This is a genomic window from Corynebacterium aurimucosum ATCC 700975, assembly GCF_000022905.1.
GTDB classification, from domain to species: domain Bacteria; phylum Actinomycetota; class Actinomycetes; order Mycobacteriales; family Mycobacteriaceae; genus Corynebacterium; species Corynebacterium aurimucosum_F.
Genome location: NC_012590.1, coordinates 664730 through 688185, shown reverse-complemented (window position 1 = coordinate 688185; position 23456 = coordinate 664730). Strand labels below are relative to the sequence as shown.

At 61.3% G+C, this 23456-nt stretch carries 22 protein-coding genes; 16 read left to right on the top strand and 6 right to left on the bottom strand.

Annotated features, from left to right (window positions below):
* The first annotated feature begins 63 nt into the window (after positions 1–63).
* On the top strand, positions 64–1578 hold the full coding sequence (locus tag CAURI_RS03370; RefSeq protein ID WP_010189250.1) for a membrane protein: 1515 nt from the start codon (positions 64–66) through the stop codon (positions 1576–1578).
* On the opposite strand, the gene CAURI_RS03365 is transcribed toward CAURI_RS03370, so the two are convergent.
* Positions 1575–2756, bottom strand: a complete 1182-nt coding sequence (locus tag CAURI_RS03365) for an acyl-CoA dehydrogenase family protein (RefSeq protein WP_010189252.1) — start codon at positions 2754–2756, stop codon at positions 1575–1577. The two genes, CAURI_RS03370 and CAURI_RS03365, sit on opposite strands and share 4 nt — an antisense overlap.
* 87 nt (positions 2757–2843) lie before the next feature.
* Between CAURI_RS03365 and CAURI_RS03360 the strand changes: the two genes are divergently transcribed.
* The 5 genes from CAURI_RS03360 to CAURI_RS03340 all read left to right on the top strand — a co-directional run bounded on the left by CAURI_RS03360 (position 2844) and on the right by CAURI_RS03340 (position 6222).
* On the top strand, positions 2844–3254 hold the full coding sequence (locus tag CAURI_RS03360) for an acyl-CoA thioesterase (protein WP_010189254.1): 411 nt from the start codon (positions 2844–2846) through the stop codon (positions 3252–3254).
* Positions 3255–3329: 75 nt separating this feature from the next.
* On the top strand, positions 3330–4301 hold the full coding sequence (locus tag CAURI_RS03355; protein WP_010189255.1) for an NAD(P)H-dependent flavin oxidoreductase: 972 nt from the start codon (positions 3330–3332) through the stop codon (positions 4299–4301).
* A 3-nt stretch (positions 4302–4304) separates the two neighbouring features.
* Entirely contained in the window at positions 4305–5117 is an 813-nt protein-coding gene (locus tag CAURI_RS03350) for an enoyl-CoA hydratase-related protein (protein WP_010189256.1), read from the top strand.
* A gap of 222 nt (positions 5118–5339) precedes the next feature.
* Complete coding sequence (locus tag CAURI_RS03345) at positions 5340–5720, top strand: MmcQ/YjbR family DNA-binding protein (RefSeq protein ID WP_029158939.1); 381 nt, start codon at positions 5340–5342, stop codon at positions 5718–5720.
* A gap of 55 nt (positions 5721–5775) precedes the next feature.
* Positions 5776–6222 (top strand): MarR family winged helix-turn-helix transcriptional regulator, encoded by a 447-nt coding sequence (locus CAURI_RS03340; protein WP_010189258.1) that lies wholly within the window; start codon positions 5776–5778, stop codon positions 6220–6222.
* Between the two features lie 21 nt (positions 6223–6243).
* Here CAURI_RS03340 and CAURI_RS03335 read toward each other — a convergent pair whose 3' ends face one another.
* Positions 6244–7479 (bottom strand): M20 family metallo-hydrolase, encoded by a 1236-nt coding sequence (locus CAURI_RS03335; RefSeq protein WP_010189260.1) that lies wholly within the window; start codon positions 7477–7479, stop codon positions 6244–6246.
* A gap of 9 nt (positions 7480–7488) precedes the next feature.
* Positions 7489–9081, bottom strand: coding sequence for an amidohydrolase (locus tag CAURI_RS03330; protein ID WP_010189262.1), 1593 nt, complete (start codon positions 9079–9081; stop codon positions 7489–7491).
* A gap of 141 nt (positions 9082–9222) precedes the next feature.
* On the opposite strand from CAURI_RS03330, the gene CAURI_RS03325 reads away from it, so the two are divergent.
* From CAURI_RS03325 to CAURI_RS03300, 6 genes are all read left to right on the top strand, one after another.
* Positions 9223–10362: a helix-turn-helix domain-containing protein gene (locus CAURI_RS03325; protein ID WP_010189264.1), complete on the top strand. Its 1140-nt coding sequence runs from the start codon at positions 9223–9225 to the stop codon at positions 10360–10362.
* A gap of 138 nt (positions 10363–10500) precedes the next feature.
* Positions 10501–11853, top strand: a complete 1353-nt coding sequence (locus CAURI_RS03320) for an MFS transporter (protein ID WP_010189265.1) — start codon at positions 10501–10503, stop codon at positions 11851–11853.
* Complete coding sequence (locus tag CAURI_RS13970; protein ID WP_338026531.1) at positions 11798–12286, top strand: cation efflux transmembrane domain-containing protein; 489 nt, start codon at positions 11798–11800, stop codon at positions 12284–12286. Before CAURI_RS03320 ends, CAURI_RS13970 begins: the two co-directional genes overlap by 56 nt.
* Before the next feature lie 410 nt (positions 12287–12696).
* The gene (locus CAURI_RS03310) at positions 12697–14079 is read left to right on the top strand and encodes a hypothetical protein (protein ID WP_010189267.1); all 1383 of its coding nucleotides are present in this window, start codon (positions 12697–12699) and stop codon (positions 14077–14079) included.
* Between the two features lie 284 nt (positions 14080–14363).
* Positions 14364–15422, top strand: a complete 1059-nt coding sequence (locus tag CAURI_RS03305; protein WP_236660842.1) for an alpha/beta hydrolase — start codon at positions 14364–14366, stop codon at positions 15420–15422.
* A gap of 75 nt (positions 15423–15497) precedes the next feature.
* Positions 15498–16901, top strand: a complete 1404-nt coding sequence (locus tag CAURI_RS03300) for a GntP family permease (RefSeq protein WP_012714890.1) — start codon at positions 15498–15500, stop codon at positions 16899–16901.
* Here the strand turns inward: CAURI_RS03300 and CAURI_RS03295 are convergent, their stop codons facing one another.
* The 3 genes from CAURI_RS03295 to mmuM all read right to left on the bottom strand — a co-directional run bounded on the left by CAURI_RS03295 (position 16902) and on the right by mmuM (position 18787).
* Positions 16902–17393, bottom strand: a complete 492-nt coding sequence (locus CAURI_RS03295; protein ID WP_012714889.1) for a gluconokinase — start codon at positions 17391–17393, stop codon at positions 16902–16904.
* 75 nt (positions 17394–17468) lie between these two features.
* Positions 17469–17855 (bottom strand): hypothetical protein, encoded by a 387-nt coding sequence (locus CAURI_RS03290; RefSeq protein ID WP_010189276.1) that lies wholly within the window; start codon positions 17853–17855, stop codon positions 17469–17471.
* Positions 17856–17908: 53 nt separating this feature from the next.
* Positions 17909–18787 carry a homocysteine S-methyltransferase gene (gene mmuM / locus CAURI_RS03285; RefSeq protein WP_012714888.1) on the bottom strand — a complete coding sequence of 293 codons (879 nt, stop codon included), beginning with the start codon at positions 18785–18787 and terminating at the stop codon, positions 17909–17911.
* Between the two features lie 277 nt (positions 18788–19064).
* Here mmuM and CAURI_RS03280 point away from each other — a divergent pair, with 277 nt between their 5' ends.
* The 4 genes from CAURI_RS03280 (at position 19065) to CAURI_RS03265 (ending at position 23046) form a co-directional block, all read left to right on the top strand.
* Positions 19065–20261: a quaternary amine ABC transporter ATP-binding protein gene (locus CAURI_RS03280; protein ID WP_010189282.1), complete on the top strand. Its 1197-nt coding sequence runs from the start codon at positions 19065–19067 to the stop codon at positions 20259–20261.
* A gap of 3 nt (positions 20262–20264) precedes the next feature.
* Positions 20265–21137, top strand: coding sequence for an ABC transporter permease (locus tag CAURI_RS03275; protein WP_010189283.1), 873 nt, complete (start codon positions 20265–20267; stop codon positions 21135–21137).
* Between the two features lie 66 nt (positions 21138–21203).
* A complete protein-coding gene (locus CAURI_RS03270; protein ID WP_010189284.1) occupies positions 21204–22082 on the top strand; it encodes a glycine betaine ABC transporter substrate-binding protein in 879 nt (292 codons plus the stop codon).
* A 64-nt stretch (positions 22083–22146) separates the two neighbouring features.
* On the top strand, positions 22147–23046 hold the full coding sequence (locus CAURI_RS03265; RefSeq protein WP_010189285.1) for a glycine betaine ABC transporter substrate-binding protein: 900 nt from the start codon (positions 22147–22149) through the stop codon (positions 23044–23046).
* Positions 23047–23456: the final 410 nt, after the last annotated feature.

Here is a 23456-nt window from a genome sequence, read left to right as displayed (position 1 = left end):
CACCAAGCCCTGCGTGGTTCGCTCCCGTAGGGCTTGGTCCCTTTTCTTTGAAAGGAGGCCGTCATGGCCGAAACCACTGAAGCCACCGAACCCGAAGAGCAGGGCATCGGTCAAGCTTCGCCCCACTGGAAGATGGGGCCCTTTGATGTCCGTTTGCCATTCGTGCACTACCGAATGGAATGGCCGGACTTCGCGCAAGGTCTGTTCATGTGCGTGGTCGACTTGGGCGCTATCCCACTCATGACCGAGGCCCTCGGCATGCCCTACGAGGCGGCGCTGGCCGTCGTCATGCTCAACGGCCTTCTCTACCTGACCCACCACCTCTTGGGTGACCCGGTAGTCCCGGGCTGGATCACCCCGGCGATTCCGCTGCTGACGGTCTACATCCAAACCTTCCCGGAGGGTGAGGAGCGCATCTGGGCCTTGATCAGCTTCCAGCTGATGCTGGGCATATTCTCACTAACGCTTGGCATAACGGGATGGGCGTCAAAGGTCGTTCGCCTCATCCCATCAGGTCTGCGCGCCGGCATCGTGCTTGGCGCCGGCATTGCAGCGATCATCTCGGTGTTTCAGGAAGACGGACGTTTCCACTCCTTCCCTATCACCATCACCATCGCGGTGGCCGTGGCTTTCTTCCTCATGTACTCGCGCGGCTTCCAGGCACTGCGGCAGAAGGCTGCCGGCTGGCGCTTCCTGGCTTCGCTAGGCATCCTGCCCGCCATCTTCGTCGCGGTCTTCGTCGCGCCTCTGGCCGGTGAGGCTAAGTGGCCGGACGTGGAGTGGGGCTTCTCCAAACCAGATTTCATGACCCTGTGGTCTGAATACACCGTCTTCGGTATCGGCCTTCCGCCAGCGCACATGTTCCTCACCGCCATCCCCACGGTGCTAGCCGCCTACATCGTGGTCTTCGGTGACGTGCTACAGGCCAACGCCGTGCTGAAGGAAGCCGACCACGTCCGCACGGACGAGGCCGTGGTGTACAGCCCGTCGCGTGCACACCTGCTCTTTGGCGGCCGCAACATGCTGATGTCCATCATCGGTCCGGACGTCGCCATGTGTGGCCCGCTGTGGGCGGCAATGCACGTGGTCATCGTCGAGCGCTACAAGCAGGGCAAGCGCGCCATGCGCACCATCTTCGGCGGTGCGGGCTCCTTCCGTTGGGGCACCAACGTGGGCCTTCTGCTGCTGCCGATTACCTCTTTCGTCGAGCCCATCCTGCCGGTGGGTCTGGCGCTGACTCTCATCATCCAGGGCTTCGTGTCGGTGCGCGTGGGCATCATGGAATCCAAGAACCAGAAGGATCTTGGCATCGCAGGTGTCACCGCTGGCGTTCTCGCTACCCAGGGTGCCGCGTGGGGCTTCGCTGCCGGCATCATCATGGTGCTCGTCGTCTACGGCAAGGACATGTTCAAGGACGAGCGCGACGGCACCATCCGCAACTTCGATGAGATCGATCCGAAGGAAGGCTTCGCCGATGCCCAGGCGGACTTCACCGAGCTGGCAGAGCTCAATGATCTGGATGCTGACGGACGCCCAATCGATCCGAACGCCCCGAAGCCGAAGGACACCAAAAGCTAACTAAACGCCTGCTCCCCCGTCAGCACGCGCCCCAGAATCAGCGTGTGGATCTCATCCGTGCCCTCATAAGTGCGCACTGATTCTAGGTTGGCGGCGTGGCGCAACGGTGAGAAGTCCGCGGTGATACCGTTGCCGCCCAGGATGGTGCGTGCCTGGCGGCAAATCTCAATGGCGGTTCGGCAGTTGGCCAGCTTGCCCACCGAAATTTGGTAGGGCTCCAGCGTGCCCGCGTCTTTGGCGCGCCCCAGGTTGAGCGCCAGCAGCTGACCCTTGTTCAGCTCCACCGCCATATCCACCAGCTTTTGCTGGGTGAGCTGGAAGGACGCCAGCGAGCGGTCGAATTGCTTGCGCTCCTTGGCATACTCCAGTGCCACCTCCAAAGAATCGCGCGCAGCACCCAAGGCACCGAAGCTAATGCCGAAGCGCGCCTCGTTGAGACACATGAACGGTCCCTTAAGGCCAGGGTGCTTGGGCAGCAGGGCGTCGCCAGGCACAGCCACACCTTCCAGTTCAATATCGCACTGGATAGAAGCGCGCATCGACAGCTTGCGGGTAATTGGCGTCGCTTTAAACCCCGGCGTGGAGGTCGGCACGATGAACCCGCGCACGCCCGCCTCCACGCCAGCCGTAGCGGCATCCTCCTCAGAAACCTTGGCCCAGATGATAGCCACCCCGGCCACGCTTGCCAGGCCAATCCAGCGCTTCGCACCATCCAGTACCCATTCGCCGGAGCGATAGCGGGCCATCGTCGCCATGCCCGCCGGGTCCGAGCCCGCGGTGGGCTCCGTCAGACCGAAGCAACCAATGATCTCGCCGGCGGCCATCTGGGGAAGCCACTGTTGCTTCTGCTCCTCCGAGCCGTGCTTATAAATCGCCGACATCGCTAGCGATCCCTGCACCGATACCACCGTGCGGATACCGGAGTCCCCCGCTTCCAGCTCCTGCATGGCTAGTCCGTATTCAACTGCGGAGCGCCCGGCGCAGCCATAGCCTTCTAAGTGCATTCCGAACAGACCAGCCTCCGCCAGCACCGGAAAGATAGACTCCGGCAGCACCGCGTCCTCGTACCACTGCCCCACATACGGCCGGATGTGTTCATCCACCAATGCGGCGACGCGGTTGCGAGTGGCTTTTTCTTCTTCGCTCAGCAGAGCATCGATTCCCAGAAGATCTGTCATGGCATTCTCCTCACGATTCGAGCAACGAACCACAATTCGTAGGTATAGTAATGTGCATCACTCTACCCGCTCGCCCCAGGAGGAACAATGCGCGCGCCCGACAACGCTATCCCCATAACCCTCGCTTTGCGATGGTCCGACCAAGACGCGAACGCCCACGTCAATAACGCCACGGTGGTCACCCTCCTTGAGGAGGCGCGCGTTCGTGCAGCCGCCACTCTTACCGGCCCCGTCGCCACCGATTCCTATGCTCACGTGGTGCGTTCCCTCGAAGTCCAGTATGACGCCGAGCTCACCTACGCCGATTCCATCGAGGCTCGCGTGTGGATTTCCCGCATTGGAACCACCTCCTACCAAGTCGCCCACGAACTCATCCAGGACGGCACCTCGTGCGTGTTTGCCACGGCGACGCTGGTGCTTATCGACGTCTCCGCGCGCCGTCCCATTGCCCTGCCCGACGACCTCAGGGACCGCTTGCGAACCCATTTTTCCGAATAGCCATTCACCCGATCTAGCTCAAAACTCATTCAGCACTCCCACCTCGCTTTCCCACCACGAAGGAGCACAACTCTCATGATTTCCACCCGCGTTACCGAGATGCTCGGCATCACTCACCCCATCATCCAAGGCGGCATGCAGTGGGTCGGCCGCGCAGAGCTCGCCGCTGCTGTATCTAATGCCGGAGGCCTCGGTGTTATCACCGCGCTCACCCAGCCCACCCCGGAGGATTTGCGCCACGAGATTCGCCGCACCCGCGAGCTCACCGACAAGCCATTCGGCGTCAACCTCACCATGCTGCCGGCAATCACCCCACCACCCTATGCCGAGTACCGCGACGTCATCATTGAGGAAGGCGTGAAGACCGCAGAAACTGCTGGCAATAACCCTAAAGAGCACATGCCGGCTTTCAAGGATGCTGGCATCACCGTCATCCACAAGTGCACCTCGGTGCGCCACGCGCTCAGCGCGCAGAAGGTCGGCGTGGATATCGTCAGCATCGACGGCTTCGAATGCGCCGGCCACCCTGGCGAGGATGATATCCCGGGCCTCGTCCTCATCCCCGCCGCCGCGGATCAACTCGACATCCCCATCATCGCCTCGGGCGGCTTCGCGGATGGCAGAGGGCTCGCTGCCGCCCTGGCACTGGGCGCCGAAGGCATCAACATGGGCACCCGCTTCGTGGCCTCCACCGAGGCCCCGGTGCATGAGAACGTCAAGCAGGCCATCGTGGAGCGCAGTGAGCTCGATACCCAGCTCATCCTCCGTGAGCTGCGCAATTCCACCCGCGTGGCCAAGAATGCCGTGAGCGATGAGGTGGCCGAGCGCCTCGCCCAAGGTGCAGAGTTCGGGGATATCCGCCACCTCGTCGCCGGTAAGCGCGGCCGTGCGGTCTACGAGACCGGTGACTTGGATGCGGGCGTATGGACCTGCGGTACTTCGCAGGGGCTTATCCACGATGTCGCTCCGTGTTCTGAGATCGTCTCTCGCATTTCCGCCGATGCCGCGCGCATCATTTCCTCTCTCACTGAGCTTGTTAAGGACTAATCCATGACCGACGCCATCCTCATCCACCGCGAAGGCTCCGCCCTCATTGCCCAGATCAACAACTCCGCTCGGCGCAACGCTATTGCCAAGGAACACTGCGAAGCGCTCTCCGCCGCGCTTGCCGACGCTTCCTCTGACCCCGCCATCCGCGCCCTCATCATCACCGGCGATGAAACCGCGTTCTGCGCCGGCGCGGACATCGTTGCGGCAGCGCAGGCAGCTGCCGCCGCGCAGGCTGCGGGCGAAGCGCCCAACCCTGCCGAGTCGACCATGCTGCCCCAGCTCAACGCGCTCGTCACCGAAATCCAGGCCGCAGAGATCCCAGTCATCGCTGCGGTCGAAGGTGCAGCCGCGGGGGCAGGTGCCTCGCTAGCCTTCGCCTGCGACCTCATCGTGGCCGGCGGGGAATCCTATTTCACGCTGCCTTTCGGCAAGATTGGCCTCATCCCCGACGGCGGCGTGAGCCTCACCGCCCTCGCCTCCGTGGGGCGCCACCGCGCCCTTGCATTAGCGCTGCTGCAAGACAAGCTCGGCGTCGCGGAAGCGGAGGCTGCAAGGCTCGTGGCCAAGAGTGCACCCCGAGGCCAGGCCTTGGCCGCCGCCCTGCAGTTAGTACAGCGCCTGCATATCGCGCCGCGCGATGCCCTTGCTAAGGCCAAGGAGGCCATCAACCGCACGGCCCTGGGCCAGCTAGAGCAACAGCTTTCCTGGGAAGAGCCCACGCAGTACGCGCAAATGGATTCTGCTGGGCACAAGGAAGGCGTCATGGCCTTTCTGGAAAAGCGCCCCGCGCGCTTTAATAAGCAGGAATTGTGACTAGCAGAAAACTGCCAGGAAGAGTTCATGGCGGTGCCAGCGTTAGCCTCCATACTCAGTGTTGTGCGTTTGAGAGAGCGCATGCGAGAGAGAGAACCCCTCACCCTCCAGAGGGCGGCCAGTAGCTGATAATTGGAGGGACTTGATAGAGACGCCGCTGGGCCCCTTATTCCGAGGAATCGGGAAAGGGGCCCAGCGGTGTTTTCACCTAGTGTGGACCTCATGAACACCGCAGTCCTAGACCTCCACGCCTGCGCCACCGACCGCGCCATGGAACTCCCCGGCGCCGCGCTGACGCATCCGTTTGGACCAGACTGGGACGTGTTTAAGGTGCGCGGTAAGGTTTTCCTTCTCCTCACCGCAGTCACTGGCAAGCACCAAGCCATTCTCAAAGCCGAACCTCTGGATGCCGAGGCGCTGCGTAGCGAGCACTCCTTCATCACGCCCGGCTACCACATGAATAAGCGGCATTGGGTGTCGGTGCACCCAGATCCCCAGCTGACCTCGGAACTTCTGGCCGAACTCGTGACGGATTCCTACCGCCTCGTAGTAGAAAAACTCCCCCGTTCGCAACGCCCCATCGATCCGTCCACTTTTGGCTAGGATTTCCGCTGTAAACATTTGCGGACACCAGCCCGGAGCTCTTAGGCTTGAGCATGTGACGGATTTTGACCTCATCGATGAGACCATCGCGGAATACCGCCGCTTCGAGCGTGCCCGCGCGCGATTCGATACCGAAGCACGCCGCGAATACGGTATCACCGGTTCACATCTTTCGCTCCTCCGGCTCATTGATAAGAAGAGCCCCATTCCCATCCTGCAACTGCGCAAGGAGCTGGGATGGCAGCCCGCCACCATCGGGCAGGCGGTCAAGCGCCTAGTGCGTGACGAGCTCATTTCCATCGATGACGATCCGGAGGACCTGCGCCGCCGCCTGTGCAGCATCACAGAGGAAGGCCGTCGCTTCCTGCTCCACGTCCCCCTCACTGGCCCGGCGCGCCTGCGCACCTATGAGTTCAGCGAGGAAGAGTTAACCACCATGAAACGTGGGTTCGAGACCGCGCTGAAGGCCTTCGGGTATGTGCCGTGGAGCGATGAGGACTAGCGCGCCGGCCGCGCTAGGTACCTAGTCCTCCCCGCAACCGTTTTCCACGAGGCGCTGCGCCACGTGCGTCAGCACGTCCAGGCCGGCCACGCAGTCCTCCTCGGTGGTGAACTCCTTTTCGTTGTGTGAGATGCCGTCGACGGAGGGGATGAAGAGCATGACCGTCGGCACCACCTCCTTGAGGTTGGTCGAATCGTGGCCGGCCACCGTGTAGATTTCCTGGTGCGGGTATCCCAGCTCCTCCACGACCTCGCGGGCCAGCTCTACACCGGCTTCCGGGTAGGGGTTGAGTGCCCACTCGTGCGTCGGAGATAGCTCGACCGAGGTGCGGGATTCTTCCTCTGCTTCGGCGATGATCTCCTGCAGGCGCGCTTGGGCTTTGTCCAACACCTCCGTGGAGGGCGAGCGCACGTCCACGTTGAAGCGCACCTCGCGGGCGATGGTCACCGGCGAGTTCGGCTCCAGTGTTAGCTGCGAGACCGAGGCCTGCAGCTGCCCTTCATCGAATTCGTGGGTGAGGCGCTCTACTGAGGCAATAATGAGCGAGGCGCCGAAGAGCGCGTCCTTCCTATCGGCCATCAGCGTGGAACCGGTATGGCCTTGTTCCCCGGAGACCACCGCCTGGAATTTCTTCGCGCCCCACGTGGCGGTAACCAGACCAATCGTGTTGCCGGCAGCTTCCAGTTCCTTACCTTGCTCGACGTGGATCTCGGCATAGGCCGCGAGCTTCGGGGCTTCACCACGCGGGGACCAGCCCGCTTCCTCTTGCGCCTGCGCGACGGTGACGCCAGAAAGGTCGGTGGCGGAGTGGGCGCGATCAAGCGCCAGCGTTCCCACGAACACGGAGCTTCCCATCATGGAGGGCGCAAAGCGCGAGCCTTCCTCGTTGAACCAGTTGATGACCGCCAGGTTATAGCGCGCCTTGACCCCCGACTGTGCCACGCGCCCAGCGGCATGGGCTGCGGCCAACACGCCATAGGCACCGTCGAAGCGCCCGGCCAAGGGCTGCGAATCCAGGTGCGAGCCCAGGCCCACGTACTCGGCGCCGGGGACGAGCTCAAAGAGACCGTACTGGTTCCCAATCTCGTCGTAGATGACCCGTGCTCCCAGGGATTCCAGGACCTCGTGGAACCAGGCGCGGTTGAGGTTATCGCCGGCACTGGCTGCCTGGCGCTCTACGCCGCCGCCCGGAGTGGCGCCGTTGGCGGACATGGCCTGGAAATCGGCCAGGAATTGTTCGTTGGTGGTTGCTCGCATTTCTACTCCTTAAAGGCTTCCGTAGCGCAGCTCGCCGCCCACAATGGTGGCGGCCACGTCGATAGTGGAAAGGTCATCTGTGTTCAGAGGGTCTTGGGTTAGCAGCACGAAGTCCGCCAGCTGCCCCGGCATCACCTGCCCCTTGTGCCCAGCCCAGCCCGTCGCCGCGGCCGAACCTGCGGTATAGGCGTAGAGAGCCTCCGCAGGGGTGAGGCGATCCTTAGGCCCATAGTCCCGGCCCGAGGCGGTGCGCCGCTCCACGAAAGCCTGCATGACCTCCAGCGGCACGCCGGGTGCCACGGGCTGATCGGAGCTGCCGGGGAGGATGAGGGAGGCGTCGAGAAGCCGCTTGCCCGGGTAGCTCCACGCGGTGCGCTCCGGGCCGAGAGCATCCGCCATCGCGTCACCGAAGGCCTGGATGAACAGCGGCTGCGGCACCACCACGATGGGCTTACCCCGCAGGCGCTCGATCTGGTCAAGACGCACCACACCGCCGTGCTCGATGCGGTGTGGCATGGCGGGCACGCCATGCTTGTCGATGGCCTCCTCCAGCGTCTCTATCGCAAAATCCACCGCCGCATCGCCGATGGCGTGGATGGCCAGTGACCAGCCGGAATTCGCCGCTTGCAGCGCGCGGGTGCGCATCTGCTCAGGATCCCCCTGAAAATAGCCGTGATGGGAGCAGCAGGCGTAGTTCTCCGTCAGTGCGGCGGTGGTCCCCAGCAGGGAGCCATCGCTGAAGATCTTGACCGGCCCTACCTGCAGCCACTCGTCACCGAAGCCGGTGCGCAGGCCGCCATCGAGGCCCCAGCCGGGGCCGTCGGAGGCGTGTCCGGAAATCTCGTGGAGCACATCCATGGTCACCATCACTTGCATGCGGGTGTGCAGGGTGGCGTTTTGGTAGGCGGCAATCTCGCGCGGGCTGTGCCCGATCCAGCCGCCGGCCACCCCGGCGTCCGTGACAGAAGTCAGACCGCGCTCCAGGTACCGGCGCGTAGCTAACTCCAAGGCACGGGCAATCTCCTCACCGGATTCGGGCAGCGTCACCTCCTGAATGGCGCGCATGGCGTTTTCATCGAGCAGCCCCGTGCAGTGCCCATCGGCATCGCGAACAAACTCCCCACCTTCCACCTCGGGTGGGTTGGCAGGATCGACGCCCGCCGCGCGCAGGGCCGCGGTGTTGACCGTGTAGGCGTGGCCCGAGTTGTGTTTGATCAGCAGCGGAGCCCCGCCGGTCACGCGGTCAAGCTGCTCTATCTCCACCGGCGCATCCAGCCCGGAGGGGCGAAACCCTGCGGCCACTACCCAACCGTCGGGGTTGGGCTCGGCCTCGTGCAATGCAGAGTAGACATCCTCTGGCGTTGTGGCCTGGGAGAGGTCGACTTCCAGCAGCGTTTGGCCGAACCACACGGTGTGGGAATGCACGTCATTAAAACCAGGGCTCAGCGTGCGCCCGCCGGCATCGCACACCTGGTCAGCGGGCAGGTCACGGGCGGCCTGCCCCACTGCCAGGATGCGCCCGTTGGCAAAGGCCACCGCATCCGTGACTGGCCGCGCAGGGTCTTGGGTCAGGATGTGGGCGTTGTCGATGCGCGTGATCATGCGTCCTCCTGTGTTCTCCTGTTTCTCCGACGAACTGCACGCGGTGCGTGCTGTGTCTGCCCCCACAGGTTAAACGTAGAAGTGATACATCTCTCCGCATTGAGGGCAATTCACCAGTGACCACCGTGTAGCGTTGTGCACATGCACGAACAACGCTGGCACGATATCGTTGCGGAGGTCCAGGGCACCATCCCCCGGCTGGTGGAGGATTTCCTCACCGCCTTTAGCCGCTCAGGGCGCTATGGCGACTCACTAGTGAGCGCGGACGAGCTACGCCTTACAGCCTTTGAGGTCCTCGCTCGCATCTCCGATGTGCTGGTCGGCGCGATGGACGAGGAGGAGCTGCGCGCCCACGCGCAGAGCCTGGGTCGGCGGCGCGCACACCAGGGCGTAGAATTAGCAACGCTGATCGACGCCATCCAGCTCGACTTCACGGTCCTCTGGGAGCATTTACGCCGGGCCGCCGGCGCGGACCAGGAAGTGCTCATCGACCACGTGACCCAGCTGCATTCCGTTGTGACGATGTACAACCTGGTGGTACGCGACGCCTACCGCCTAGAAGAAGCGCGCGGGCAGCACGACGTGCACCGCGCCCACGCCCGACATTTGGAAAGGCTCTTTGCGGCCGAATCACTGGGCACGCTCGGCATTGCGGAAATCACCCGCGCGCTCAACCTGGATGCCGATTGCCACTTCGATGTCGTGGTGGCCCATCCCACTGCGGCGGTGGAGTTGCGCGCGCTTCTCCACGAACCCATCTCCTCCGGCAAGGCCTTCGGCCACGGTGTGCGCGGGATGTTTGTGGCCTTTTGGCCCAGTGAACAGTGCCCCATCAGCCATTCCGCAGGACGCAGGACCAAAGAGTTGGCAGATATTTCCGGGGTGCTCTTTCGCAACGTCACCGGACTAGCCGGAGCGCGCGCGGCTGCGCATCAGGCACCACACATCTTCGACGCCACCGGGCCGCTGAACCAACTCACCGAAGCGCCCGATGCACTCTGGGCCGTCGCCGGGGATGCCCTCGCAGACTTCACCGCCAGCGGCATGACGGAGCTCACCCAGACAATCGCCGAGTTACGGCTTCACCACGCGCCGCTCTACCTGACCATCACCACCTACCTGGACTGCGGGTCCATCAAGGATTCCGCGGAAGCGCTGCACTGCCACCGCAATACCGTGCTCAACCGCCTACGACACGTCAACGAGCTCACCGGTCTTGACATCACTCGCCCAAAGGATGCCGCGCGAGCTTTGCTAGCACTCCATCGCACTGCCCGATAGCACTTGTGCACAGACACAACCACAGCACTCAGCCAGTGGGGCAATGCATAGAAAACTCTCCACCCCATTCACCCCAAGGTGACGCGCACCTAATGTTCCATAGAAAGGTAATGCATTTCACATAAGGAGCACCTCGATATGACTACCCATGCAGCGCCGGCCGCCTCGGCCCAATCCGGCGCCGAGGAAATCAAGGTCGACTCAAAGGACGTCTTCCGCATCGCCAGTTCCGCATTCGTCGGCACAGCCCTCGAATGGTATGACTTCTTCCTCTTCGGCACCGCCGCCGCGCTCGTCTTCAACGAACTCTTCTTCTCTGGAATGTCGGGCACCGGCGCCACCCTCGCCTCCTTCGCCACTTTCGGCGTAGGCTTCCTCGCCCGCCCACTCGGCGCGGTTATTTTCGGGCAAATTGGCGATAAGATGGGGCGCCGACCAGCCCTTATCATCTCCATCGTCGTTATCGGAGTAGCCACCGGAGTCATTGGCCTCCTGCCCACCTTTGACAGCATTGGCATCTGGGCACCTATCACTCTGGTCATCCTGCGTCTGCTCCAGGGAGTCGCCGTCGGCGGCGAATGGGGTGGTGCAACAACCATGGCTATCGAACACGCGCCGGCAGAAAAGCGCGGCCGTTACGCAGCCTTCGTGCAAATCGGCTCCCCCGCCGGTACGTTGCTCTCCTCCGGCGCCTTCGCGCTTGTACTCATGCTCGATGATGACGCGGTGAGCTCATGGGGCTGGCGCGTTCCCTTCCTCATCGCCTTCCCCTTCCTGGCAGTAGCACTGTGGACTCGCTCGAAGGCTGAGGAATCCCCGGTGTACAAAGCACTCGAAGAGGAGGCCGAGGCAGACGAAGCCGCGCACCAAGGCTCTCTGAAGGAGCTTTTCACACAACACTCCCCACAACTATGCCTCGCCTCTGCGGCAGCCTTCCTAGGCATCGGCGGGTTCTTCGTCATGAGCACCTACGTCCTCTCCTATGCCACAACCACGCTGGACTTCGAGCGCCAGACCGTCGTGAACGCCACCCTCCTCGGCGCTGTGTGCCAGATCTTTATCAACATCATCTTCGGCCGCCTCGGCGAAAAGATTGGCCCCGGTCGCGTTATCGGATACGGCGCGCTTGCCACCGCCATCATGGCGTGGCCGCTGTGGGCGATGATCGATACCGGCAATGCTGTACTACTCACGCTTGCTGTTTGCATTGGACTGTCCCTAGTTACAATCACCTATTCCGTGTCGGGCGTCCTACTCTCAGAGATCTTCCCGGCTAACGTCCGTTATTCCGGGGTGGCCATCTCTGCCAATATCGCCTCCGCAGTATCGGGACTGCTACCTTTCCTCGCTACCGCGCTGAACGCCTCCAATGACACGCCTAGCTCTACACCGGGAATTATCATCCTGGCCGCCACCGCGCTCATTACAGCCTTCGGTGGCTTCGCCGGCGAAAGGCACCGCCGCGAGGACGACGTCACCATCGTCGACTAATGCACAACCGCTCATAAGAAAAATAAGTTGGACTCGGCGTCGCAAAGCAAGCTATGGCCTAGCCGGACTCATCCTGATTCCTGCCGTGGCATCCTATGCCATGGCCATATGGAAGATCGTCACTGGCACCGTACCTGAGCCGCTCACGCTTTCCGGCACGGCCGTAGCCGCCGTGCTCATCAATCTGCTCTGCGCGGTGTTATTGCTGCAACTGCGTCACGGCAGCGCGCTCACGCGCGGTGCTTGGTTGGCCGCGCGCAACGATGTTGCCGCCAACATTCTCATTCTTGGCGCCGGCCTTCTCATGCTGGCATGGGCAAGCCCGTGGCCGGATATCGTAGTCGGCCTCATCATCGGCACCATTAATCTGCGCGCCGCGGCAGAGGTCTTCGAGCAAGCCCGTTCGGAAGACCCGGAGATCGAAGAAGAATGACGCAGCCCCTTTAAGAAATCCCTTAATTCAGAAGCCTACGGCTGCGCCCACATCCCTGCCCCCTCAGGGCCAAACCACCCGCCGCCCATCCCCGACGCGCCCCTTAAGCACCCCTCGATGGGGTCATTCTTTAGTTTGTGAACGAACGGTCAAAGAGACGTTTTCCCAGAATACGGTCTACTGGGACAAAACCAAGGTTGGCGCAAATTTCTTAGTGAAATGTTCACTTCAGACCCACCCGATCGAAATGTACTTCCATGGGTAAAAATATTAACAATTCTAAGGGTGCGCGATCCTGAAAAGCGTCTTATCGTTGCAACACGTCACGCACTGGGCACAACAGCGCTCCTACAGCGCCACCGCAGTGCGTCACCACATTGCCCCAAAAATTTTCATCCAGGAGAACAACAATGACCAAGCGTCGTCGCACCGCCGGCCTCATCGCCGGCCTCGCGATTGCAGGCACTGCCCTCATCGCGCCGGCTGCCTCCGCAGCTACCCAGACCGAGTCCTACCCGGAGACCCCGGCCGTGAACGCCAAGCTACCCATCGTTCACACGTCCCACGGCTCCGACCACATGAAGGCCAACGTGCTCAACCCGCGCCCGGTCTGCAACCCGTGGGAGGACCACCGCACCGTGGTCTACAAGGTGACCGATAACTTCATGCCAGCAGGCACCATCTCCACCACCAACCAGACCAAGAAGGACATCCCGCTGCAGCAGGACCTGTCCAAGTCCCAGTCCATCACCCTGTCCGTCAACGGTGACCGCACTGAGACCACCTCCATGAACGCAGGCGGCAAGGGTTCCGGCAAGAACTCCGAGGGCTCCTTCGGCCTCTCCCACGAGATTGCTACCAAGCTCGGTGCTTCCGCGTCCTACTCCCTGTCCTGGGAGGCTGGCCAGTCCATCGGCCCGTACGATGTTCCGCCGAACCACACCGGTGAAGCTACCTACGGCTTCCGCGTTCTGAACATGACCGGTACCCAGCAGTACTGCAAGCCGAACGGCACCTGGTCCACCCCGACCTTCTGGTCCGCAATGCAGCCGATGAAGAACGAGGTTCGCGTCAAGCTCTACGACGACATCGCTGATTCCTACGCTCCAAACAAGGACGCTCAGAACACCACCGACGTCAACGACCCGAAGGTTGTTGAGGAAGAGAAGTCCCCGGAGGCTGACGCCGAGGTCATCAAGGACAACGAGGTCGCTCCGGAGGAGAAGGCCGTGTCCGAGGCTGAGGGTAAGAAGGAAGAGGAAGCCGACAAGAAGGTCCAGGAGGACCTTGATAACGGCAAGACCGATGAGGCCAAGCAGAAGCTGGACCTGAAGCCGGTTCTGACCACCTCCGGTGCTAAGCACGCTGGTTTCGCCGGCACCGTTGCTCTCCGCCTGGAGAACGTCGGTACCGAGCGCTACTACGGCGACTTCCCGGCGGTTCAGTACCGCGTTGACGTTAAGACCGCTGAGGGCCCGAAGGGCGTTGACCGCCTCATCACCCCGCGTTCCTCCAACGGTGCGCACATCCGCGACTTGGGCTTCGATGAGAAGACCTCCACCCGCTCCTTCGAGGTCACCCTGGCCAACCCGATTAACGCTGGCGAGAGCGCTCGCGTTGCCAACCTGGACTTCGGCGACGGCAACACCAAGGAAGGCCGCCTGAAGAACTACATCGAGGTGACCCAGATTTCCCGCCTGAAGGGTGATAACTCCACCGACAACGACCAGAACGTTGACTCCCGCGAGATCACCGTGAAGGACACCGGCAAGAAGGCTGAGGGCCTGTTCTAAGGAACACCCCACGCCCGCTTCACAGAGAGTGCAGCCCGCCGGCGCTTAGTCCGGTAACGAGAGAGTGAGAGGACCCCGACCGCCATACGCGGTCGGGGTTTCATTGTGCCCAGCGACTCTTTCACGAGGCTCTCATATCGCAGACGGCATTTCGCGGTACACAATTAGTTGGCTATTGTGAACCAATGCATTTCTCTCGCACCGCACTAGCGGGCCTTCTTTCAGTGGGGCTGATCCTTTCCCCCACTCACGCTCAACCGGCGCACGCACAGGCGCCAGATGCGATGAGCAGCGATATCGCCAACATCGATCAACACTCCAGTGCCCTCGATCCCATAGCCCTGGGCCCACTAGCTCCAGTACTCTTTGCCGATAATATCTTCGCTGCTTGGGGGAGGTTACTTCAGCAAGTGAGAATCCCGACGGTCGCACCAGAAGCTACGCGCCCACCCGCGACCACCGCACCGGCACAACTGCGCGAGCTGCGGCATATCCAAGACAACGTGTGGGAGCTTAAGGCCTATTCACCGGCCATGGACCGCGTTATCACTAACGACATCATTCTTCCTCTGGGAGGATTAGAGAATACTCAGCCTCGCCCGACCTATTACCTGCTGGGCGGCGCCGGCGGAGGCGAGGACGCACTGTGGTGGGACGGTGGCGGAGCTTCCGAGTTCTTCCGCGACAAGCACGTGAATGTCGTATCACCCCGCGGTGCTTATGGCTCGATGATGTCCGACTGGGCGCAGCCCCATGACACCCACGGAAAATACAAGTGGGCCACCTATCTCACCAAGGAACTCCCGCAGCTTATCGACGCCAAGTTTCACGGCAACGGCCGCGACGGCATCGCGGGCGTGAGCAACTCGGGCGGCCCAGCGCTGGAGCTTGCCACTTTTGATCCGCGGTTCAAGGTTGCTGGTTCCTTCTCCGGCTGCCCTTCGACCACAGGTATCCTCGCGCAGTCCTTCGCATGGGTAAGCGCGGCTTTCTACGGTACGGACCCAGCTCGTTCTTTCGGCGCGCCGTGGGATCCGGCGTGGGCGCAGCATTCGCCGGTTCTCAACCTCGATCACCAAAAGGGGCGGAAGACCTTCGTCATCGTCTCCCGCGGTGGCCCAGCAGACTTTGATATCGATATTGAAGACTCACCACTCCCCGCCTTGGGTCTCAACGAACGCTTGGATTACTGGTGCAGTGCCTATTACGCCAAGCGAGCCACCGCCGCTGGCGTTGATCTTGACTACTACGAGCTTCCGGCCGGGCGCCACACGTGGGGGCTGTTCCGCCGCGAGCTGGCCATCAGTTGGGCCACGGTGGGCCCGGCCCTCGGCGTGAACTAGCCCCGTCGATCACGCGCACAACTACAGTGTGTGAGCTCTAGATCACCACGCAGCGCGCACGTAAAATCAGCATTTATGAATGTCACGGATACTTGGGAGCCCACGCTGGGCACCGGACCTCTATTGGGAATTGCGGTGGCGGCCATCGCCGTCATCCTCGTCCTCGTCATCCACTTCAAGGTGCACGCCTTCGTCACCCTTGTCACGGTCTCCGCGCTCACCGCTTTGGCCGCGGGAATCCCGCTGGATGGCGTGGTTCCCACCATGACGAGCGGCTTCGGTTCAACTCTCGGTTCCGTAGCCTTGTTGGTGGGCTTGGGCGCCATGATCGGGCGCTTGGCAGAGACCTCCGGTGGCGCTAAGACGCTTGCCGACGCCCTCGTAAAACTCTTCGGCGAGGCCAAGGCCCCTTTGGCACTCGGCGTGGCTTCCCTCATCATGGGCTTTCCCATCTTCTTCGACGCAGGCCTCATGGTGATGCTGCCGGTCATCTTTGCCGTCGCCAGGCGCCTGGACGGCCCAGTCTTGGCCTATGGCATTCCTGCGGCCGGTGCTTTCTCCGTCATGCATGTCTTCGTGCCACCGCACCCAGGCCCCGTCGCAGCAGGTGAGTTCTTCAGCGCGAACATCGGTCTGATCCTTATCTTCGGCCTCCTCATCGCGTTGCCCACGTGGTATCTCTCCGGCTACCGTTTCGGGCTTCACTTGGGCAAGAAGTACCCCTACCGCCTTGAGGAGGCCATAACCGGTGCGCTGGTCAGCGATGCCGAATTGCCGGATCGCCCGGCCTCCCCGGCTTCAGTAATCAGCATCCTGCTCATCCCCATGGTCCTCATCTTTGGCAATACCGGGTTGACCACCTTGGGCACAGCTGGCGTTGTCGATCCTTCCGCCGCCTGGGTGCGCTTCTTCATCTTTCTGGGGCAAACGCCGATCGCGCTCATCATCACCACGCTTGCGGCGATGGCCGTGCTGGGCCTGCGCCGCGGGGAAGGCAAAAGCGCCATTGAGAAGACCATGGAGTCTTCGCTCGGCCCAATTTGCTCCGTCATCCTCATCACCGGTGCCGGAGGCATGTTCGGCGGGGTGCTGCGTACCAGCGGCATTGGTGATGCCCTCGCGGATTCTATGTCCGGCCTCGGCGTCCCCGTTATCTTGGCCTGCTACCTCATCGCAGTAGCCCTGCGCCTGGCGCAAGGTTCAGCCACCGTTGCGCTCACCACGGCCGCCGCGCTCATGGCGCCCGCCGTCGAAGCTGGTGGCTTCAGCGAAATCCAGCTGGTCCTCATCACGCTGGCCACCGCGGCTGGCTCCGTCTTTGGTAGCCACGTCAATGACTCGGGCTTCTGGCTCGTCGGCCGGCTCATGGGCATGGATGTGTCGACCACACTGCGAACCTGGACCGTCAACCAGGCGCTGATCTCCTCGATTGGCTTCGGCATTGTTCTGATCTTCTACGGTGCCGCCGCGCTCTTTTAGCTAGCTCTCTAGGTACTGCGCCGCCGCAGCGGCAAGCTCCTCCGGAGTAGCGCTGACATCGAGCACTACTCCTGCTTCCTCTGGGCGCAGTTCCTCCAGTGTCTCGAACTGCGAATCAAGCAGGGATACAGGCATAAAGTGCCCGGAGCGCTTACTCATGCGTTCTTTGAGCAGCTCATAAGAGCCGTGAAGGTGCACGAAAACCGTATCTGGCGCTGCGGCGCGAATGAGTTCGCGGTAGGAATGCTTGAGCGCGGAACAGCCGACGATGGCTCCATCTTCTTGGTCCGCGAGGAAGCGCCCGATGGATTCGAGCCAGGGTTTCCGGTCATCGTCGTCAAGCGCCTGCCCCGAAGCCATCTTCTCGATGTTCGCCGCCGGGTGCATGTCATCCCCGTCCCGGAAGGGCAGGCCGGTGTGCTGCGCCAACAACTCCCCGACCGTAGACTTGCCACAACTTGAGACTCCCATGATCACGACATGTTTGCGCATCATTCCTCCTTCACACGCCACCCGATTTTAGGCGCTATGCACTGCGTAACAGAGCACAACTGAACACAGAGCGGCTTAGCCCAGTGGCCCGTAGCCAAAGTCGCCGCGCTGCACCTCGCCGCGGGATTGTGGGTCGAAGGTTGCGCACAGGGCAGCCGCGACGTAGCGCACGCCGCCCGCTGGCGAAGAGGAACCGACGCGCTCGGCGCAGTTCTGAAGTGCAGGCAGGCCAATGCTCTGCCCCGGTTGCGTCATGGAGAAGAAGGAGGCGGCCATCATGGTGTTACCATCGGCGCGCACGTATTCCGAGGAGCCCTTGATGGCTTGCCAGGCAACTGCCCCGACGGGATCGGTGCGGAATTGATCCCGCTCGGTCTGGGTCAGCTCAGCGTTGGCGGCGGGCACGGACAGTGTGGTGATGAACAGCGCTGCGGTTGCGGCGAGGAGTGGAAACTTTTTCATAGGAACACTCTATCCCCCGCACCACAGGATTGTCTCGGCATTGACCAGACGGCTTAGCTGATGGCCCTGCGCAACTGCCGAATCTCCGCAGGGCCCACGCGGCAACAGCCACCCAGCACGCTGACTCCTGCGGCGCGAAGCTGCAACGCCGCCTCGGGCAAGCTCATTGCGTCGGCGGGAGCAGGCTGCCAATCGTGGGCAGTACAATCCCAGACTTCACCACTGTTGGGGCATGCTAGAAGCGGCTTATCGGTTCCTGCACGTAGCGTTGCGACGACCGCGCGCGCCTGCGAAGGGCTCACGCAGTTCACGCCAAGTGCTCCCAGACGGGATGACTGGTTGGCTAGCTCAATAACCTGCGAGAGCTTCGCCTGGTCAGCCGCGATAGCGCCGGTAATGCTCAGTGCGAAAGGCTTGGGCTGTGCCTTAAGGAGCTCGAGCAGTGCAGCGGCCTCATCGACGTTGGGAATGGTCTCCGCAAGGAGGAAGTCGGCGTCCGTATCCGCGAGTACCGCTATCCTGCGGGCATGCCAGCGCTGCAGCTCACCACGGCGCAGATCATAAGCGCCGTCATAGTCCGTCCCCTTCCCCGGGCCGGCACCATAAGGGCCAATAGATGCAGCGACCAGCAGATCACCGTGGGCAGTGTGCTTGTCGACGGCCACTCGTACCGCCTCACGGGCCACTGCGACGCTGCGGCGCAGAAGGGCCTCCGCATCCTCGCCAAGTACATCGAAGGTGACTTGGTAGGAGGCCGTGGTGGCCACCTGAGCGCCGGCGGCGAAGAAGTCAGCATGCGCTGATTCGAGCAGCGTGGGGTTCTCGCGCAGCACCCGCGCTGACCACAGAGGGCCTGAGATGTCATGCCCCTGGGCTTCAAGGTGGGTTCCGAGGCCGCCATCTAAGAGCAGCGGCGCATCAAAGAGTGCCATGGCGCACGAGCCTAGCAGCGCACCGTGCTCACAAGTTCCAGCTCAACAACAGGAAGTTGTTATAGCTTCGTTATTTGCTTGAGATTGGCGGGCTCCCACACCGCGTCAAAACCCTAAGTATCCGCAGCACTCAGGCATGGGAATGCACTCTGCACAACACTCTCCGCGAGCACGCGGTTAACTGCAAAACCTGTCCGCAAGCTGATTTTTTGGTTGAAACAACCTGGATGCCATGACACGGTGGAACAGTTAACGATTCCCGCAGCAAGGAGGGAAAATGGCAGCAATTACTGCCAAGAATCTGTACAAGGTCTTTGGCAAACATGCCAAGAAAGGGGTGGAATCCCTCAAGAATGGGTCTACCCGTGAAGAGCTCCGCGAGCAAGGCCTCACCGCCGCGGTGATTGACGCAAGTTTCGAGGTTGAACCGGGCGAGATCTTCGTCGTTATGGGGTTGTCGGGCTCCGGAAAGTCCACGCTCATCCGCATGATCAACGGTCTGTGGGACGCCACCTCAGGCGAGATATTCATCGGCGACCAAAACTTAGCAGCCATGTCGGAGGACGAGCTGCGCGCTGTTCGCCGTGACCGAATCTCCATGGTCTTCCAGTCCTTCGCACTGCTGCCCCACCGCACCGTGGGTGAAAATGCAGCGTACGGGCTGGAGATTAAAGGCGTGCCCAAGCAAGAGCGTGAGGCCAAGGCAGACGAAGCCTTGGCCATGGTGGGGCTCGAAGGCTGGGGCGATTCCATGCCAGACGAGCTCTCCGGTGGTATGCAGCAGCGCGTGGGCCTTGCCCGTGCGTTGGCAGCAGATACAGACATCCTGCTCATGGATGAGGCTTTCTCCGCACTGGACCCGCTCATCCGCAAGGACATGCAGGACCAGCTCATTGATCTACAGGCCTCTCTCAACAAGACCATCGTCTTTATTACCCATGATCTCAATGAGGCGATGCGCATCGGTGACCACATCGCCATGATGCGGGATGGCCGAGTAGAACAGGTCGGCACCGCCGAGGAGATTCTGCAAAACCCTGTCAACAATTACGTGGCCGACTTCGTCAAGGATGTCGACCGTTCCCGCGTTCTCAATGCGGAGAATATCGTCGAGCGTCCACAAAACACCCTTAATGCGAGCCAGGGCCCGCTCACTGCACAAAAGCTCCTGCGGGAATCTCAAAACTCCTGGCTCGTCGTGCTCAACGCTGACCGCACCCCGGCCGGCGTGGTCTGGGAAGAGGACATCGCCAAGGCGGTGCGTACCGGCGACAGTGAGCTGCCGCTCGATTCCACAACCACGCACATCGTCCACGAGGGTCAGAATATTGCTGAGCTCTTCGGATATGCCGCCGACACCACGACCCCGCTGCTCGTCGTCGACGGCAACGGCAAGTTCACCGGTGTTATTCCGCGCGTGACCCTATTGGCCGCCGCATCGAGTGACATCGCCACCACGGAGGAGGAGAACTAAGCCATGGATCAAAACGCATTACCCCGCATCCCCGTGGGCGATTGGGTCTCGGATGGCATTGACTGGCTTACGGATAACGCCGCAGTGCTTTTCGACGCCTTCTCCGCCATCATGAGCTTCCTCATCGACGGATTCTCAAACACTCTCCTCTCCGTCCCCGGCATGATCATGCTCGTCATCCTGGCGTTGTTGGGTTGGTTCTTCCGCTCACCCAAGTTCGCCGTCGGCTCTGCCCTCGGCTTCCTGCTGGTGATGTGCATGCGGCAATGGGACACCATGCTAGAGACCATGTCGCTCGTGCTCATTGCCACCCTGTCCGCCACCATCCTGGCGGTTCCACTAGGTATCTGGGCGGCGAAGTCCAACACTGCCAGCGCGATCATCCGCCCCATCATGGACTTCATGCAGACCATGCCGGCCTTCGTCTACCTCATTCCAGCGGTGACGTTCTTCTCTATCGGCGTAGTCCCGGGCATTTTCTCCACGATCATCTTCGCGCTGCCCCCGGGTGTGCGCATGACCGAACTGGGCATCCGCCAGGTTGATAGCGAAACCGTAGAGGCCGGTAAGTCTTACGGCGCGACCAACTGGCAGATCCTCAAGGGCATCCAGCTGCCTCTCGCGGTCCCCACCATCATGGCGGGCATTAACCAGGTCATCATGCTTTCGCTGTCGATGGCCGTCATCGCCGGCATGGTCGGTGCCGACGGCCTGGGCAAGGAAGTGGTATCCGCCATTTCCACCCTGGATATTGCCAAGGGCGTGGAAGCCGGCCTCGCTGTAGTCATCTTGGCAGTCTTCCTTGACCGCCTCACCGCGGCTCTGGGTTCGCTCAAGAGCTACCCGGCCTCGATTCTGAACTTGGTGCGCAAGTAAAACCGCGCACGGAGAAATCCTTGACAGACCGAAAACAGTAAACACAAAGAACAAGAAGGACTCACAATGTTGAAAAACAAGATAGTGGCCGCCGTTTCTGTTGCTGCTTTAGCTTGTGGTTTGGCCTCCTGCTCTTCCGCGGGCGAGGATAAGACTCTTACCCTCGGCTACATGCCTGCGTGGACCGATACGGTATCCGGGGCCAACCTCCTCAAAGAACAATTCACCGAAGCAGGTTATGACGTAGAGCTTGAAGAGCTCTCCGACGCCGCCGTGTTCTACACCGCACTCGATAACGGTGACATTGATATCTTCCCGCTGGCATGGAGCGAGCGTACCCACAAGAAGTACATGGACCAGTACGGCGAGAACCTCGAAGACTTGGGAATTGGGTACGACAAGGCTGAAAGCTTCTTCGCTGTTCCCACCTATATGGACGATGTCAATTCCATCTCTGATCTCAAGGGGCAGGCGGATCGCTTCGGCGGGAAAATCGTCGGAATTGAACCGGGTGCAGGCCTGACTGAGCTGTCCTCCAACACCGTCGATGCTTATGGCTTGGAGGATGAGGGCTACACGTTGGCAACCTCCTCCACCCCAGCGATGCTGGCTGAGCTAGAAAATGCCATCGACAATCAAGAAGACATCGTCGTCACCCTCTGGAGCCCTTTCTGGGCCAACAGCCAGTACGACATCAAGCGCCTAGAGGATCCGGAAGGTTCCATGGGAGAGCCAGAGAACATGCACTGGCTCGCACGCGACGGCTTTAGCGAGCAGTTTCCCGACGTCGTCGACTACCTCGGAAATCTCACTTTGGATCAGGAGCAGTACGAGTCCCTCGAAAACCTCATCGTCAACGAGTACGAGGATGGCGACGAAGACAAAGCCGTCCAAGAGTGGCTCGGTACCCATGGCGATGCCTTGCCCAAGCTCAATGACGCTTAAACCTCCGGCGTGAGTGGCACCGCGCCTATCATTACCATTTCGATATCTGAAAGGACCATCAAAAATGTTCTCCCGTAAAATTCTCGCCACCGTCTCTGCCGTCGCGCTCAGCGCTTCCCTCGTAGCTTGTTCCTCTGACTCCTCGGACTCCGCGTCTGACTCGGGCAATGACGGCGACAAGGGCACCATCACCATGGGCTACATCCCGTCCTGGACCGATGGTCTGTCCACCGCTTACCTCCTGCAGAACAAGCTAGAGGAGGCCGGCTACACCGTCGAGCACGAGCAGCTTAACGACGCCGCCGTGGTCTACACCGCGCTCGCATCCGGCGACATCGACATCTACCCGTCTGCGTGGTCCGAATTCACCCACAAGCAGTACATGGACAAGTACTCCGACAAGATTGAGGACTATGGCGCCTACTACGGAAATGCTCGCCTGACCTGGGCAGTGCCGGAGTACATGGATGACGTTAACTCCATTGAGGACCTGAAGGGCCAGGCTGACCGCTTCGGCGGCCAGATCGTTGGCATCGAGCCGGGTGCCGGCCTGACCAAGGCCTCCCAGGAGACCATCGACGGCTACGAACTGGACGGCTACAACCTGTCCACCTCTTCCACCCCGGCTATGCTTTCTGAGCTGAAGTCCGCTACCGACGCTGAGGAGGACATCGTCGTCACCCTGTGGCGTCCGTTCTGGGCTAACGCTAAGTTCCCAGTCAACGACCTCGAGGACCCGAAGGGCACCCTGGGCGATACTGAGGGTCTGCACTGGCTAGCCCGCGACGGCTTCGAGGAGGACAACCCGGAGGTAGCCGAGTGGCTCAAGGGCCTGAAGCTGGATGATGAACAGTACGGCACCCTCGAAGACCTCGTGGTCAACGAGTACGGCGAGGGCAAGGAGCCGGAGGCCGTCCAGGATTGGCTGGACAAGAACCCGGACGTGGTTGAGGACATCAAGTAAACTTCCTCACCTCCCCCCTATACGCAAAGCAGCCCCGCATAACGCTTCTGAAGAGGCATTATGCGGGGGCTTTGCCAATCCCAACCTCCCCCTCACCAGACAGCCACATAGTTAAATAAGCGCAAACTATGCTTTTTCAGAATTAATCCCCACTTTTGCGCAGAACAAACCTATTTTCTGGCAATAGTTGACAGATCACCAGCGGGTTTTAAAAGCCTTTTCCACAACCCTCAACCCCCTCCCCCAATCCGGCCCTGTCCGTGGAGCGTACCGTTGCGAGCTTCGATAACACGATATCTGACTCGCGCTAGCCGACGCTCACGACTTAAATTCTACGACCGACAGCGTTGGTCAAGCCGCGATCTCAAACGTAAGGCTTTTGTCTACTGGATTGAACTTGTCTACAACCA

Excerpts from the sequence above, each read along its gene's own strand:
- CAURI_RS03370 (WP_010189250.1), top strand. The coding sequence starts at position 64 with ATGGCCGAAACCACTGAAGCCACCGAACCCGAAGAGCAGGGCATCGGT.
- CAURI_RS03365 (WP_010189252.1), bottom strand. The coding sequence starts at position 2,756 with ATGACAGATCTTCTGGGAATCGATGCTCTGCTGAGCGAAGAAGAAAAA.
- CAURI_RS03360 (WP_010189254.1), top strand. The coding sequence starts at position 2,844 with ATGCGCGCGCCCGACAACGCTATCCCCATAACCCTCGCTTTGCGATGG.
- CAURI_RS03355 (WP_010189255.1), top strand. The coding sequence starts at position 3,330 with ATGATTTCCACCCGCGTTACCGAGATGCTCGGCATCACTCACCCCATC.
- CAURI_RS03350 (WP_010189256.1), top strand. The coding sequence starts at position 4,305 with ATGACCGACGCCATCCTCATCCACCGCGAAGGCTCCGCCCTCATTGCC.
- CAURI_RS03345 (WP_029158939.1), top strand. The coding sequence starts at position 5,340 with ATGAACACCGCAGTCCTAGACCTCCACGCCTGCGCCACCGACCGCGCC.
- CAURI_RS03335 (WP_010189260.1), bottom strand. The coding sequence starts at position 7,479 with ATGCGAGCAACCACCAACGAACAATTCCTGGCCGATTTCCAGGCCATG.
- CAURI_RS03330 (WP_010189262.1), bottom strand. The coding sequence starts at position 9,081 with ATGATCACGCGCATCGACAACGCCCACATCCTGACCCAAGACCCTGCG.
- CAURI_RS03325 (WP_010189264.1), top strand. The coding sequence starts at position 9,223 with ATGCACGAACAACGCTGGCACGATATCGTTGCGGAGGTCCAGGGCACC.
- CAURI_RS03320 (WP_010189265.1), top strand. The coding sequence starts at position 10,501 with ATGACTACCCATGCAGCGCCGGCCGCCTCGGCCCAATCCGGCGCCGAG.
- CAURI_RS03310 (WP_010189267.1), top strand. The coding sequence starts at position 12,697 with ATGACCAAGCGTCGTCGCACCGCCGGCCTCATCGCCGGCCTCGCGATT.
- CAURI_RS03305 (WP_236660842.1), top strand. The coding sequence starts at position 14,364 with ATGAGCAGCGATATCGCCAACATCGATCAACACTCCAGTGCCCTCGAT.
- CAURI_RS03300 (WP_012714890.1), top strand. The coding sequence starts at position 15,498 with ATGAATGTCACGGATACTTGGGAGCCCACGCTGGGCACCGGACCTCTA.
- CAURI_RS03295 (WP_012714889.1), bottom strand. The coding sequence starts at position 17,393 with ATGCGCAAACATGTCGTGATCATGGGAGTCTCAAGTTGTGGCAAGTCT.
- CAURI_RS03290 (WP_010189276.1), bottom strand. The coding sequence starts at position 17,855 with ATGAAAAAGTTTCCACTCCTCGCCGCAACCGCAGCGCTGTTCATCACC.
- mmuM (WP_012714888.1), bottom strand. The coding sequence starts at position 18,787 with ATGGCACTCTTTGATGCGCCGCTGCTCTTAGATGGCGGCCTCGGAACC.
- CAURI_RS03280 (WP_010189282.1), top strand. The coding sequence starts at position 19,065 with ATGGCAGCAATTACTGCCAAGAATCTGTACAAGGTCTTTGGCAAACAT.
- CAURI_RS03275 (WP_010189283.1), top strand. The coding sequence starts at position 20,265 with ATGGATCAAAACGCATTACCCCGCATCCCCGTGGGCGATTGGGTCTCG.
- CAURI_RS03270 (WP_010189284.1), top strand. The coding sequence starts at position 21,204 with ATGTTGAAAAACAAGATAGTGGCCGCCGTTTCTGTTGCTGCTTTAGCT.
- CAURI_RS03265 (WP_010189285.1), top strand. The coding sequence starts at position 22,147 with ATGTTCTCCCGTAAAATTCTCGCCACCGTCTCTGCCGTCGCGCTCAGC.